Here is a 15,499-nt window from a genome sequence, read left to right as displayed (position 1 = left end):
TGATGATTTCATTAATTAGCCAGGACAAAAGACTTATAATGAAAAAAATGACTATCTATATGGAAAGCCCTCTTTGTATCAGATTTTATCCAAAAAAACTCTAAAATTATTATCAAGTGGAAAACAAAACAGGGTATAGACTTTTAAATAACATTTGTCCCATAGAAGGTTACACGATAGAGGTATATAAATCATTAAAAAAATTAACCCTTATGAAATATTTTTTGAATATCATTTTAGTTATCGTGGCCATAAACCCATCGCTAAGGGCACAAAGTGTAGTTAGAGTATCCCAAATAATAAATGTAACATTGGCTGGCCCAGGCTCACTAGTGAGTTTTGAATTAAAAGGATTTTTACCAAGAGATATTCCTAATAGACAAAGAGTTATAGATATAAGGTTTTATGGTGCAAAAATACAAAAAATCCATTCTGATAAATCAGACTATTATCAATATAAGTTTGATGGACAATCGAATTACATATTGAACAATAGTATCGTAATAGAATATGACCTTGAGTTATACGATTTTGATCTCTCCATTGCCCAAAACAAAAGCGTAAAGTTATCAGAAGATCGAATAGATCTAAAAAAATATATAAAAGCATCTTCATTTGAAAGAAAAGATCATAAAAGGATTTTAGAGGTGATTCCACAAATTAATGGGGTTTCAGAATTTGAAACCTTAAAGAATATATTTGATTATGTAGTCTCAAATCTCGAGTATGATAATGGGATCAATGAAAACATAGGTGCGGTAAAAGCTTTGAAAAAAGGGAGAGGGGATTGTACCGAATTTTCAGATCTTATGGTCACACTTTGTAGGGCCAAAGGTATACCATCAAGGGTGGTGACTGGTAGTATTGCAAAAACAGCTAAAAATCCTAATCATAACTGGGTTGAAGTATATATTAATAAGTATGGATGGCTACCATTTGACCCTACGTTTGCAGATAGTAAAAGTGCTAGTTTTGAAGATATACCAAATAAATATATTTACCTAAATAGAGAAAGAACCGATTCTAGTCTTGGTTCAAGCGTTTTTAAATATAATTGGAGAACCAGTAGCATGGATACAAGGGTATTTGTTGAATCTACTTATCAATGTGATAAAAGTTTTAACAAGTTACTTCGGCAAGCTTCAGAATATTACCATAAAGAAGATTACCCCAAGGCGATTGAGTTGCTGAATTACCTATTAACAATAGACAATCTTAATGTCAGATGTATAACTTTTAAGGCCATGATATTTGCTAGGGAAGGTAATTTTAAAGATGCAAACCAATTCTTTCAAATTGCCTTAAGGAATTCTAATCATGACTATGAAATTATGACTGCAAGTTATTCATATGCAAATTACCTAAGCTTAATCGGTGATTATGAAGGATCAGTAAAATACTTAAGGACTGCTATTGACTATGGCTTTGATAATTTTGAACATTTAAAGGAAGACAAGGATTTGGCTGATTTGAGGAAGACCGAAATATATAAAGAATTTTTGGATGAAATAAATCTCAATTGATACAGATATATTATCCTTATTCACCACAAATCTTCAGATAAAATATTAATTCTACTCTACATTCTCAAAAAGGGTTATTCCATTAGTCTGCTGAAACGTCTGTTTATTTAAATTTTTAAAAATCATGAAAAAATCCCTCACAATATTTTTAATAATTATTGCAATTCAAATTCCTATTTCCTGTGATCGATGCGGGGGAGGAGAGCCTTTTGAGGGCAAAATATCTAATTTGGAATCCTCAATTGGTACATTTGAATCAGAAAGGTTCGTTAGCAAGGAAAATAGTGATTTTGATAAGGCAGCCATTCAGGTTGAAATTGCCGATTTGAAATTTTCTCATAATTCCTTTTTTCTGAAAAGATTTACGAATCCTTTTGCCAGTCAGGTTTATGCCTGTAGTCCTCCTCCTCCAATCACTACCCAAAAAATAAAAGAAATTATAATATCCTCTTCTAAACCACTATTTTCTGGTGGAGGTGTATTTGTTGAAGGAAGTAATTTAAACGAATTATTCAAAGTATCAAATCATGATAATTCATCCATTAATGAATTTATCAATGACCAGAATGAGGATAAATATTTATTTGGTTATTTGGGTAGTAAAATAATATTGACCTTGCTCGAAAAGCCTGACAGTAGTGTTAATCAAAATTTCCAGATCAAATTTGAATTTACTGACCTCGAAACCATAGAAATAGAAACAGGAGCATTTAAAGTAATTTGAACAGGTTATTTTTTTGATGAAAATATTTAGGAGGTCTGGCCCAAAAACATGAAAAATAGTGCAGTATCAATTTAAAACATACTAGAGTTGTGCTAGCATAACTACTTGATTATCTGCAGTAATTATTTGAGTTGTAATATGCTTAAATGATGATTCGAACCGGGTGCACGTCAAACTTCCCAGCCTTAAAGATTTATTGAAAAATTGCAAAAAAAGGATTATCTTGAAAAAGTACTAAAACCAAAACTAGATATCCGATGACCACTGAAGAATTAACCGCTAAAATACAGGCAGAAATTAAATTATGGCAAGCCTCTCAACAAGGCCAAACTAGTGGGTATGAATATGAGAAGTCGTTTGTTGAGGTATGGGCAAAATTGGGTCGGGAAGTATTACAAAATAGTCTTGGGGATGAGTCCTATAAAAAGAACAAGAAAAAAAAATAAAGTCAAGTTTTGGCAAGTTGATAGTGGATAAAAATCATTGCCTTGCAAGCAGTCCTCAAGGCTTTCGGATGAGTAGTTATTTACAAGAAATCATCTGTTATTTAGGCAGCGATCATGTATTTGAAGAAGCCAGTGCTTTATTGGAAAAGTTGTTGAGTGTAAAGGTTTGTGCCAAACAAATAGAGCGGGTCAGTGAAAAAATTGGAGCGCTATTACAGGCTAAACAAGATGAAAAAATAGAACAGAATATGGCTCTTCCCAGTGGTCTGAGGAATAGTCAGGAAGTGTTGACCTATGTAGAAATGGATGGTTCAATGGTTTTTACCAGGGAAGAAAAGTGGAAGGAAATAAAACTGGGGAGGATTTTTCAACTACCCTTTCGAGAAGAACCAGTAGGAATTAAACATTCCGAATATTTTGGTCATTTAGGTGATGCGTCAACCTTTCTAAAGGGCTTTGAATGTTTAATTCCCTCGGTTAAATGCCCAATATTCATTGGAGATGGAGCTCCCTGGATATGGAATTGGGTAAACAAGTGTTATCCTAAAGCTATCCAAATACTGGATTTCTATCATGCCATGGAATATGCTCATGGATTTGCCAGAGAAGCATTTCCGGACGAAATAAAAAGAAAATCCTGGATAGATGGAGTCAAGAATTACCTGTTGACTGATCGGGTTGGTGCATTGATTCGACACTTTGAATTGCTGGAATCCAGAGTCAAACCAGAACATTTACCATTATTATTGAAGCTAAAAGAATATTACCAAAGAAATCAGGAACGTATGTATTATGGTTTTTATAGAGAAAAAAAGCTAATAATAGGTAGTGGGGCTATAGAATCAGCACACAAAGAAGTCATTCAAAAAAGAATGAAATTATCAGGACAAAGATGGTCAAAAAAAGGGGCACAGGCCATCTTGCAATTAAGAACAACTAAGAAAAGTGCAAAATGGTGGAGAGTGTTGGACTCATTAGAATCACAGAAAATGGTGGCCTAAATGGGAAGTTTGACATGCACCGTTCGAACCAACAAATGAATTGCTTGTGTAATTATATCTGTTTTGATCCATTAGTCCGCCTGGAAAAATGGCATTTAGTAGATCAATAAATTTTCCATATGATTTATTTAATATCTAAAACCCTAAGGCTGTATTGTCACTAGCCAATTTGATTGAACCAGAATCCTTAGATATTTTTGTCTATGGATTTAAGTAAAATCAAAAATATCATTCAAGGAATTCAAAAATATTATCCGGTATCCGATGCATCAATTCAACCATTATCAAGCTTGTTGACAGAAAATTATTTACCAAAACATCACCTGTTAACTAAAGCAAATACAAAAGATAATTCAGTATATTTTATAGAAAAAGGATGTGCAAGAACTTTTTTCTTAGTCGATGGAAAGGAAGTCACAAATTGGTTTAGTAAGGAAGGAGATATAACATTTTCATCCAGTTCTCTTTATCATAGAAAAGCAGGATTAGATTTTGTAGAACTATTAGAAGATTCAATAATATTTTCTATGCCTATTGATTCTTTAAATGAATTATATAAAACAGACATTGATATTGCAAACTGGTCTCGCACAATTCATCAAGAGGTATTATTAAAAATGCAGAACTTAAGAATTGATCGTTTGACATTAACATCAAAACAACGATATGAAAAGTTTGTAAGCGAAAATCCTGATTTGATAAATCGCATTAATCTTGGTTACATAGCTTCTTACCTGGGTATGACACAGCAATATCTTAGTGCAATTCGAGCTGAAGGTTAATTTTTAAGATAGATGAAAAAAATACTGAATTAACCATTTTATCTTTGCACAAAGAATTTTAATTATGAAGACTGAATTACAAAAATGTTTAGATGGAGAAATTTTCAACACATCTGATAAAGAAATCCAAAAAATAATACATAACGCAAGAAGATTAACCAAAGATTATAATTTACTCAAAAGTACTGATTCAGAACAACGTCTTGAAATATTAACTGAATTATTTGGGAATATTGGGGACAATGTAAATATTGATACTCCATTTTATTGTGATTATGGACGACATATTTCAGTTGGTAATAATGTTATTATAAATATCAATTGTACGTTTGTTGATTGCAATAAGATAGAGATAGGTAATAATGTTCTAATAGCTTCAAATGTTCAGATTTATACAGCAACGCATTCAACTGATGTAAATGAAAGACTTGTTGCAAATTGGGAGGCTAAATCTGGACTACCTTTTTTTAGAACATTTGCACAACCTATAAAAATTGAAGATAATGTCTGGATTGGTGGTGGTGTAATAATATTACCTGGAGTTAATATAGGTGAAAATTCTATTATTGGAGCAGGAAGTGTTGTTACAAAATCAATTCCAGCGAACTCTGTAGCCGTTGGAAATCCTTGTAAAGTAATCCGAACCCTAAGTAATCACTAATGGATTTACAGAAACATTACAATAAACTGTATCAAGGTATCCAAACCATATAATTTGGATTAATCCAGAAAATTTAAACTAGGGTTTTACTCCACAAAAAGGCCTTTTCGGGAGAACTATAATAGCTCTCCCTTTTTTTACATTGAAATTACTGTTTCACTAAACGATGGACCTCTTTTCCGGAAAGGGTCTCTATGGTGGTACTTAGTTAATTTTGGTTATCTAATTTTTTATTTCAAAACAACTTACTACAATAGGACTTTTTTGGATAAAAATTCTCGGTCAAAGGAAGGAATATATAGTTTTTTATACCCTTTTTGTTTGTTCAAATTCTTTGATCACCAAAAGAGAAAAAGAACACAAATGCTCCGGAATGTTTTTCCCAAAGGAGGGAACAACTGCCGGAATGGCACTAACTTATAGCCTCCTAGTCTATATCCAACTTCCAAAGTTGAACCGGAACTGGGGGGCAGCATCCTCCGGTATATCCAATAAAATAGAGATTTAGTTAAAAAAAACTGGTAGGTCTAACTTCCTATGAATAAAAATAGATTGAAGAATCGCAAAAAATTTATTTTCCTGTAGGGGATTTTTTTTATAACCTCGTCTTTTAGATAGAAGTAGGTGATTATGAAAATGAAATATTAATGGAAAGTAAGACTGAGACTTTTGTTGGACTGGTAAAAAAATATGATGACGCCCTGACCCAATTTGCTAAAAGCTATGTGAAAAACCTTGAGATTGCACAAGAGGTGGTCTCTGATACTTTTTATGTATTATGGGAAAGGAAAGGAGGCTTGGAGGATATCAGGAACCTTGAATCTTATCTTTATATCAGTACTAAGAATCGTTGCTTAGATTACTTAAAATCGAAGACTGGCCAAAATGATATAAAAACAGACCAGGCTGTTTCATTCGATTTTTTAATAGAAAATTTCGATCCAGAACAAATCTTATTGAGTAAAGAAAAAGTCCAGGTATTGGATAGGGCTATAGAAGAACTCCCCCATAGCTGTAAAGTGGTCTTTAATCTTGTCAAGCAACAGGGTATGAGGCAAAAGCAGGTGGCAGAAATCATGAATATATCAGTAAAAACAGTAGAAAACCAAGTGGCAAAGGCAGTTAAAAGGCTAAGGATAACTTTACAAAAATACAATAATGATAATGATGATAGGAATAGTCGGAGGGAAGCTTTGATCATCATAATGATACTTTTTCAATCTATCGAGCTCTTTTTGGAATAAATCTCCAATAGCTTCAAAGTAAAATAAGAGCATACTATAAAGAAAATATGGAAGAAATAGATATAATAATTGCCAAAAGCATCCTAGGTACCCTTAGTAAGGAAGAAATCATTGTGTTGGATGAATGGCGAAAAAAGAAAGGGACAAATGAAGAAATGGTCAAGGATATACTCGAATATTCCAAAGACAAGAAAACCAGGAGTACTTATACTCGTCCATTGTTTAAAGACTACATATTGTTAAAACAAGAGGTGCAGAATTCCCTATCGGAAGAAAGAGAGAAAACTAACCTAAATAAGAAGGTAAGAATATCCAAATTTCGATTCTGGTATTTATCTGCAGCAGCTTCTGTCCTTATGCTTTTGGGATCTTTGTTTTATTTCGAAATGTTCAAAACCTCCGAATCAAAAATATTAAGAGAAGAAGAATGGGTGACCAAGCACACCCTTTCAGGACAGAAGTTATCCTTAACTTTATCAGATGGATCAAAGATCAAACTGAATAGTAATGCTGCAATTACCTATCCCAAAAGCTTTAAGGATAGTCAAGTACGTCATGTACATCTGGAAGGGGAAGCTTTCTTCGAAGTAGCCAAGATGGAAAAGCCTTTTATAGTTTATAGTGGAAATGTGGAGACAAAGGTGTTAGGCACCTCTTTTAATATAAAAAAGGAAAGTGATAACAATGTAGATATAGCTGTTCTTACAGGAAAGGTAAATGTGCAAAATGAAGGATCAGAGGTCATATTACTTCCCGGGCAACTTGCAACAGTAAGGGGAAATTCGATAGCTAAAACACCCTTTGATGAGGAAGAGGTAATTGGTTGGAAAGATGGTATTCTTAAGCTCAGCGGGAATGATTTTAATACGATTAAAAATGAGCTGGAAATATGGTACGGGGTGAAAATTGAGATATCTGGGGATATCATAGAAAAAGGGTTTAATCAGACTTATGATAATGCTCCATTGGACAGGGTATTGGAAGGATTGAGTTTTATTGGAAACTTTGACTATGAAATAAAAGGAAAAAATATTTTTTTAAAAGTACGTGAAAAGCAAATGCCTATGGAAAATTGAACATCTTAATAAAAAAAACCTAGAACAAAGGTCTCAGTCGGCAAACTTAATCCTTGTGTTCTAGGAGTCTTAGTTTAAATATTTTTTATACCTAAACCATCATAAAAATATGAAATGGAAAATACAAAGGCAAATTATCATTATGTCAAAATATGTAGTTATTGGGCTTTTTATACAGTGTTTGCTAGCTGGTATGTTACTGGCGAACACAAGTGTCGGACAACATAAAAGTCTTGAAGAAATATATGTTAAAGTAGATTGGAAAAATGTAAAGGTAAAGGAAGCATTTTCCTCTCTGAACTCACTGGCGGGGTTTTCTTTCACTTATTTTGAGACAGGATTAAATACTGAACAATCAATTTCTTTAAAGTCGAAAAAAATATCCTTGGCAGAAGTGTTACGAACGATTTCCGTTGAAGCAAACCTTCATTTCAAAAGAGTAAATTCGAAGATATATGTCAAAAGAAAAGATGGAAGTTTTGACAGGGCAATTGAAGAAATAATATTGGACCAAAATCAACAAAAGGTGACAGGAACTGTAACATCAGCAGAGGATGGGGAACCTTTACCCGGGGTCAGTATTTTGATTAAAGGAACACAGAGCGGTACTACTACGGATTTCAATGGAAATTATGCATTGGAAGTCCCTGATGGGGAAGATGTTCTTGTTTTTAGTTTTATAGGTTTCCAATCCAAAGAGATTTTTGTTAATAATCAATCCATCATTAATATAGCGCTTGATCCAGATCTCGAGCAACTCGAGGAAGTTGTTGTGATCGGATATGGAACGGCAAAAAAGAAAGATTTAACCGGTGCTATTGCTAGTGTGGATTTGGAACCTACCAGAACAGTACCTAATGTGAACCCTGTACAAAGTCTTAGAGGCAGAGTGGCGGGAGTTGTTGTAACTGATAATGGTCGGCCTGGTTCAGATGCCTCAATTCAAATTAGAGGCAGAAATTCAATTTCAGCAAGCAATGAACCTTTAATCGTTTTAGATGGAATTATTTATACTGGGGGAAGATTGTCTGATATTAACCCGGGAGATATTGAGTCGATCCACGTTTTAAAAGATGCAAGTTCCACAGCTGTTTATGGCTCCCTAGCTGCCAATGGAGTGATTGAAGTGACCACAAAAAAAGGAAAATTGGGAGCGCCAAGAGTTTCTTTAAATACCTATTATGGTAAGTCTGATTATGCACATATTCCAGATTATCTTGATGCCAATCAATACTTACGGGTCAGGAAAGACGCTGAGATAGCTGATGGAGGACCCGTTCCATTTCAACCCATTGAGTTGGAAAATATGGCAGCAGGGAAAAGTATAGAACCTTTTGAAGCTATTAGACAAAATGCACCAATGTATAATGGCGAGTTAAGTATTTCGGGAAAAACCGATAAGGTCACTTATTATATGTCAGGGTCTTATACCAATAGTAAATCGCCTGTTTATGGAGATAATTTCAGCAGAATTTCAGGAAGGCTGAATCTTGATGCTAATGTAACTGAATGGCTTAAAATAGGGATGAATACCGGCTATAGTGTTAGAGATAATTCTGGTTTTAGAGCAAGTCTAGAGCATACAACCTATTTAAGTCCTTATGCAAGTTTATATTATGAAGACGGTGTACCAAGACCACAGCCTATGGATATTGGCCTTGTAGGAAACCCATTGTTTGGATCAATCCAAAATGATAATCAAAGGAAACAAAAAACTTTATTTGTTAATCTATATACAGATATCCAACTCCCAGTTGAAGGCCTTTTCTACAGGCTAAATACTGGTTATACACAAAGGAATGATACAGATTTCCAATATCGACCATCCTTTGACAGGGATGCATTTTTTAACCTGGGAAGTGGTAGCAAAAATTATTATGAAGCACAAAACTTTACCTTGGAAAATATTATAAAGTATTCCAAACTTATTGGAACCGACCATGAAATTAATGCTACATTTTTATATGGGATTTACGAGCTCAAAGATGAGAATTCTTATTTAAGTAGTAACAATATTTTTAATGATGCATTAGGTTGGAACTCATTGGAAATTGGAGAAAACTTTAATATTGATACAGGCGCAGGGCAAAGTCAGCAATCCTCAGTTATGGGGAGATTGGGTTATCGTTATAAAGGTAGGTATATCATTGATTTTAGTTTAAGGCAAGATGGATATTCTGCTTTTGGTCCGGGGAATAAATATGGAACTTTTCCTGCAGTTGGTATGAGCTGGAATATGATCGAGGAGGAATTTTTAGCAAACTCTGGTTTTATCGATAATCTCAAACTGAGAATATCCTGGGGGAAAAACGGAAATAGAGGAGTAAGTAGGTATTCCTCCCTGAGCAATGTAGACAGGGTAAATTATGTATTTGGGGATGGAGGATCTACTTCAGTAGGATTGTATCCATCTTCAATGGCAAATCCAAACCTGGGTTGGGAAACAACAACAAGTACTAATATTGGTGTTGATTTTGGTATATTAACTAACAGAATCACCGGATCAATTGATATTTATAAAAGCATTACAACAGACTTGCTATTAAGGCAAACAATACCCAATACCAATGGATATGAAACTTTCCTGAGGAATATTGGAGAAACAGAAAATAAGGGAATTGAAATAAGTTTGAACACAGTAAATATACAGGCTGGTGAATTCATGTGGAGTTCAAACTTTGCTTTTAGCCACAATAGAAATAAAATTGTTAAATTGACTGGAAGAGATATCGATGGAGACGGGGTAGAAGATGATGATATTGCCAGTAATTGGTTTATAGGTCACCCATTAGGCTCAAACTATGACTATGTTTTTGATGGGATTTATCAGGAAGGAGATGATGTTTCTGCAATCCCTGGAGCAGAACCTGGCCATATTAGATTTAAAGATTTGGATGGTGATGGGATAATTACTCCAGAGGATAGAACGGTTCTACATTCTAACCAACCGGATTTTAATCTTGGTTTTACCAATACCTTTTCTTATAAAGGCTTTACTTTAATGGCTTTATTAACCATACGTCAAGGAGGTTACAGTCCCAATTCTACTTTAAATCCAGGAACTAATTTTTATGATCAGGCTAATATTTTGGATGTTCCTTACTGGACTCCTGAAAATCCTATCAATACTCATCCGGCAATTAACTATAAAAATCCATTAGGATACAGATTTTATCAGGGTAGAAATTATGTAAGGTTGCAGGATATTTCTTTAAGCTATTCCCTAGCATCTTCAGTAATTGAAAAAGTAAAATTACAGGGTTTGCAATTATATGTCAGTGGAAAAAACCTGTTTACCTGGACGGATTGGATGGGATGGGATCCTGAGTTTGGTTCAGGTTCCAGGAACCCAGGAAATAATGGTCCTTTATTAAAGACATTCACTGTAGGTCTTAGCATTCAATTCTAATTATCGGAAATCATGAAAATATCTATAAAGAAACTATTCGCTTTTATAATTTTAATAACTGGATTATTAGGGTCATGTAGTGATTCTTACCTTGATGAAGTACCGTTGGATCGGTTCAGTCCAGAAAATTTATTGGAAAATGAAGCTGGTTATGATGCGGCATTAATTGCTTTATACAATGCTGCCAGAGAGGAGCATATTGTTGCCTCAAATAATTTTGAATATATGTCTGTAGGAACAGATTTAGCCCAGTGGGGGAGGAATGATAGCCGAGGCTTAAAAGATTATAGCCTATTAAATTCAAATTTAAGTGCTACCATCGTCTATTGGGATTGGGCTTACAAGGAAATGATTGTAAGGGCCAATTTGATTTTAGAAGACATTGATAATCCAGCTTTGGAAATATCAGATGAGATTCGATCTAATATAAAAGGTCAGGCACTGTTTTTCAGGGGTTATACCTATAATTTTTTGGCTAATATTTATGGAGGTGTTCCAATTGTGGCTGAAAGAATAACCGTTCCAAAATTTGATTTTGTTCGTGTGCCAAGGGAGGAAGTGTTACGATTTGCCGCCAATGACTTAGAACTAGCTTCTGAACTTTTGGCAGTAGCAGTTCCGGATGGAAGAGTACCAAAAGCTGCCGCTTTCCATTTATTAAGTGAAGTATATATTTCCATAGGAATGGAATCTGGGGATGATACCTTTTTTGACAAGTCCATTGCTTCAGCCAGTAAGGTCATTAATAAGGAAGTTGGTGATTATGAAATCATGACTAATAGATTTGGGCCTGCAAGCAGTGAACCAGGGGATGTTTTCTCTGATTTGTTTGCATATGGACAGGTCAACCGAACTTCAGGAAACAAAGAAGTGATGTGGGCCTGGCAATTTGAATCATTTATATTAGGAGGAAGCACAAATGGAGGAATAGGAAATAATGGCCCTCGGTATTGGGCCCCGGAATATGATAAAATAATATCACCAAATGGATTTAAAAATACCCCGGCAGATAGTCTCATAAGAGGCATTGGAGTAAATTCACCTACCAATTATGTGAAGTATGATATTTGGGCAATTGATCCGGATGATATACGAAATTCAGAATTTAATATCAGGAGAACTTTTTATTATAATAACCCTGATGATACTGAATATTATGGAAAGGAAATTAAAGCGAAAAGGGGAGTTGATGGTGAACTATATATTGTAGCTTCTGATGGAACACTTACGGATCAGAAACTGGATACCCTAAGACAATATTATCCCTGGATTAGAAAGGTTGATGGCGCTCCATTTGATGATAATGTAGCCAGCGGGAATACATCAAAAGACCTGAGTAGAATGAGAGTAGCCGAAACTTATTTATTGAGAGCTGAAGCTTATTTTAGAAAGGGAAACATTGGAATGGCTGCTATGGACATCAATACAGTCAGGGAAAGAGCAAATGCTAAACTAATCACCTCAATGGATGTAACAGAAGATTTTATTTTAGATGAACGAACCAGAGAACTATTAGTGGAAGAGCCAAGATTGCGGACTTTAATTAGAATGGGTCGTTTGGTCGATAGGGTAAGAAAGTACAATTCTGCACCTTCTGTTCCCGGAGGCCCTTCCTCTGGTACCACCATTCAGGATTTCAATAATTTCTGGCCAATTCCTCAGAAGGTAATTGATGCCAATACAGGTGCCGAAATGCCACAAAATCCAGGGTATCCTGGTAGTTAATTATAAAAGTTGAGGCCTGGAAAAATCTTTATTGAGGATGAAAACACCAGGCTTTTCTTACATCTTTTTTCTTAAACTAAAAAAAAATGAATACATACAAACGGAGAGATTGGTTAAAAACAGCAGCAACTTATAAATTAGGATTTTTTCTTAGTGGAGGGTTACTTTCATGCGGAGATCAAAAAATGAAAGAGAGTTATAAAGTAAAAACTATTCTTCTAGTTTCAGGTTGGCAGGATGTCAATATCGGGGATATTGCTCATACTCCTGGTCTATTAAATGTTTTACAAACCTTTTTGCCAGAAACGGAAATTATCCTTTGGAAAAGAAGTAAGGGGGATGAAGTGAAAAAGTTATTAAACAAAAACTTTCCAAAGGTTAAAATTATCTATGGAAATGTTAGTGAAAACTATGAGGTGGATAATCCTGAAGTGTTGGAAGCTTTCGGGAAGTCGGATATAATGATCCATGGTTCGGGGCCATCGGTAGTGGGGAAAACTAACCTTGAGGCATGGGTAAAATATACAACAGATAAACCATTTGGGATTTTTGGAACTACTATACAACATATTAATGATGATCTTAGGCAATTGTTAAAAAAAGCTACCTTCATTTATACCAGAGAGACTAAATCAATAGAGGTTCTCAAATCTAATGGGATAACGGGAAGTCATATAGCCTTTGCTCCTGATGCCACATTTTACTTCGATTTAGAGAATAAAGAAAAAGCAAATGACTTTTTAGATAAAAATGGATTGGAAGAAAAAAAATTTATATGTGCCATTCCTCGATTACGATATACGCCATATCACAAAATAAGAAAAACTAATTGGACAGAAGAAAAAATCAAGGAAGTAGAAGAAGTGAATGCCCGATGCAAAGAATGGGATCATGCCAAGTTGCGAGAAGCCATGATTGCCTGGGTTCGTGAAACAGGAAATAAGGTGTTAATTTGCCCCGAAATGACTTATCAAGTAGATATAATGGATGAATTGCTGATAGATCCATTACCCGAGGATGTCAAACCATTTGTGGTTAAAAGAGGATATTGGATGCCAGACGAGGCTGCTTCTGTATATGAAAAAGCCCATACTGTCTTAAGTTTTGAGTGTCATTCTCCCATATTAGCCACCACAGTTGGAACCCCGATTTTTTACCTCCGCCAACCTGAAGATACCATTAAAGGTCAGATGTACTTTGATTTGGGTTTTGATGATTGGGTCTTTGAGATTGAAGAAACTGAAGGGAAGCAGATTGAGGATATGCTCCGGGAAATTTGGACAGACTACCCTAAGGCACAAAAAAAACTAGCGGACTCAATGGCAATTGTAGATCAAAGATATAAAGAAGGAACAAATGTTTTAAAAGGGTTATTGGTTTAGGTTATTTTAATATTATTGTTTTGCTGTGATAGAATAATTTGAATCAAAAATTATCAAAACCAGAAGCCAGGATCAAAGACACCAGCTTCTGGTTTTTTTAAAGTATGCATTTTGGACGAAAGATGACTCCCATCGCATTTATAAAATTTACTGCAAGCAGTGACGTGCTATCAAATATCTCAAAAGCATATTTTCCGATGAGTAATTTGAATAAGCTATTGCTGCACAATTACACGGTTGATAATTCGGTTCTCACCCATATTGAGTTCTACAATATAGATTCCATTTTGTAAGCCTTTGAGATCCAGCTGATAGCGACTGGCCTTTTGTGATTTTTCCATTTCAAAAATCTTCACTTCCTGACCTACTAAATTGAGTACCCTAATGCCTACTTTCCCATTCCATTCGTTTTTTAGGAGCAGGGTTAAAGTAGATTTCACCGGATTAGGATACATACTAATTTCACTTTCTGTTGCTGGTTCTACAGATTCAGGAAGGACCAATGAAGCTTTTCTGATATTCGGATAACTACCTCCCACAAGGATGTAGTCCAATTGCAGGTCACCACTAGTCTGGGCTATTTCTATGGTATTCTGCCCTTCATTTAAGTCAATGTTACCCAAATTAATTTCCGTAAAAGCACTGGAAGCATAGAAATTGAATATGCCAATAGCAATGCCATTCACCAATACCTCTTTGGTATTATCTCCGCCTGCAGCTGCATAACCTACGGTTAAATTATGTGTTCCTGCTTTAGCGTTTTCTACTGTAAAGACTACTTTATGATTGCTCTCAGTAAACAGTTCCACATATCCAGTTCCAGAAAAGTCCTGAAGTACCGTATTTACCTGAACATCTGAGAGATTTGCCAGTTCCGCTTCATATTTTACAGGTACATCTGCTCCCGGATTATTTGCGGGTGATAAATGAATACCGGAAATAGGAGCTTCTTTTGTACCATCTGGCATCAACCAGGACACAGAAAGATGGTCTTTCCCTTTGTTTTCTTTCATCAAGGCTTCAATATAATATTTCTGCCCTTCTACTAACGCTATTTCGTAAGACTGTTGACTAGCACTTTTGTCGTATTCTCCCGGTTTTCCAGATTTGTTATGATAGGCAATCAGTTCCTTTTGCATAGGATTGTAACTCAGGCTTGTAGAATCATCCGGATGATTTTTATAAATCTCTACATCAGCCCCATTATATCGATTAAGCCCATTCATGGTGCCTATCCATAAGTAGCCTTTGCTATCCTGCAAAAAGCAATTCACCGTACTCTGAGAAAGCCTTTTATCCAGGTGCTGAAAGGTAATCTTAGGTTTTTGGGAATAAACACAATGGCAAATAGAAACTGCCCAGATGAGAGAAGTTAATAATTTCATTTTCATAAAACCTGTTGTTAGTCAGTCAGTATTTTTCACCGATCTTATAAAAAGATGGATATAAGTTCGTTCAGTATGTCTATGCCTCATTCCATATCACAGTAAGTAAAGGTACATAAAGCCGGGAATATTTGAATGGAT

General features: G+C 35.0%; 12 protein-coding genes. 11 read left to right on the top strand and 1 reads right to left on the bottom strand.

The annotated features are described in order from the left end of the window. Positions 1–116 precede the first annotated feature (116 nt). From A3EM_RS0119585 to A3EM_RS0119530, 11 genes are all read left to right on the top strand, one after another. On the top strand, positions 117–1,523 hold the full coding sequence (locus A3EM_RS0119585) for a transglutaminase domain-containing protein (protein ID WP_020529940.1): 1,407 nt from the start codon (positions 117–119) through the stop codon (positions 1,521–1,523). Positions 1,524–1,647: 124 nt separating this feature from the next. Next, the gene (locus A3EM_RS0119580; RefSeq protein ID WP_020529939.1) at positions 1,648–2,247 is read left to right on the top strand and encodes a hypothetical protein; all 600 of its coding nucleotides are present in this window, start codon (positions 1,648–1,650) and stop codon (positions 2,245–2,247) included. A gap of 257 nt (positions 2,248–2,504) precedes the next feature. Next, entirely contained in the window at positions 2,505–2,693 is a 189-nt protein-coding gene (locus tag A3EM_RS43000) for a hypothetical protein (protein ID WP_020528229.1), read from the top strand. Between the two features lie 68 nt (positions 2,694–2,761). Beyond that, positions 2,762–3,694 carry a hypothetical protein gene (locus tag A3EM_RS47105; RefSeq protein WP_020529938.1) on the top strand — a complete coding sequence of 311 codons (933 nt, stop codon included), beginning with the start codon at positions 2,762–2,764 and terminating at the stop codon, positions 3,692–3,694. Positions 3,695–3,897: 203 nt separating this feature from the next. After that, positions 3,898–4,476 carry a Crp/Fnr family transcriptional regulator gene (locus A3EM_RS0119565; protein ID WP_020529937.1) on the top strand — a complete coding sequence of 193 codons (579 nt, stop codon included), beginning with the start codon at positions 3,898–3,900 and terminating at the stop codon, positions 4,474–4,476. Between the two features lie 64 nt (positions 4,477–4,540). Further along, positions 4,541–5,137, top strand: coding sequence for a sugar O-acetyltransferase (locus A3EM_RS0119560; protein WP_020529936.1), 597 nt, complete (start codon positions 4,541–4,543; stop codon positions 5,135–5,137). Positions 5,138–5,784: 647 nt separating this feature from the next. Then, positions 5,785–6,381, top strand: a complete 597-nt coding sequence (locus tag A3EM_RS42995) for an RNA polymerase sigma-70 factor (RefSeq protein WP_020529934.1) — start codon at positions 5,785–5,787, stop codon at positions 6,379–6,381. 47 nt (positions 6,382–6,428) lie between these two features. Next, complete coding sequence (locus tag A3EM_RS0119545; RefSeq protein WP_020529933.1) at positions 6,429–7,457, top strand: FecR family protein; 1,029 nt, start codon at positions 6,429–6,431, stop codon at positions 7,455–7,457. A gap of 109 nt (positions 7,458–7,566) precedes the next feature. Beyond that, positions 7,567–10,866 carry a SusC/RagA family TonB-linked outer membrane protein gene (locus A3EM_RS0119540; RefSeq protein ID WP_020529932.1) on the top strand — a complete coding sequence of 1,100 codons (3,300 nt, stop codon included), beginning with the start codon at positions 7,567–7,569 and terminating at the stop codon, positions 10,864–10,866. Positions 10,867–10,878: 12 nt separating this feature from the next. Further along, positions 10,879–12,591 carry a RagB/SusD family nutrient uptake outer membrane protein gene (locus tag A3EM_RS0119535; RefSeq protein WP_020529931.1) on the top strand — a complete coding sequence of 571 codons (1,713 nt, stop codon included), beginning with the start codon at positions 10,879–10,881 and terminating at the stop codon, positions 12,589–12,591. Positions 12,592–12,677: 86 nt separating this feature from the next. Beyond that, positions 12,678–13,973, top strand: coding sequence for a polysaccharide pyruvyl transferase family protein (locus A3EM_RS0119530; RefSeq protein WP_020529930.1), 1,296 nt, complete (start codon positions 12,678–12,680; stop codon positions 13,971–13,973). Positions 13,974–14,188: 215 nt separating this feature from the next. Here A3EM_RS0119530 and A3EM_RS0119525 read toward each other — a convergent pair whose 3' ends face one another. Further along, positions 14,189–15,358, bottom strand: a complete 1,170-nt coding sequence (locus A3EM_RS0119525; RefSeq protein WP_020529929.1) for a CBM35 domain-containing protein — start codon at positions 15,356–15,358, stop codon at positions 14,189–14,191. Between the last annotated feature and the right edge of the window lie 141 nt (positions 15,359–15,499).

This window comes from Flexithrix dorotheae DSM 6795 (assembly GCF_000379765.1).
Classification (GTDB): domain Bacteria; phylum Bacteroidota; class Bacteroidia; order Cytophagales; family Flammeovirgaceae; genus Flexithrix; species Flexithrix dorotheae.
Note: the sequence above shows the minus strand (reverse complement) of the source record. Positions and strands in the feature narration are given on the sequence as shown.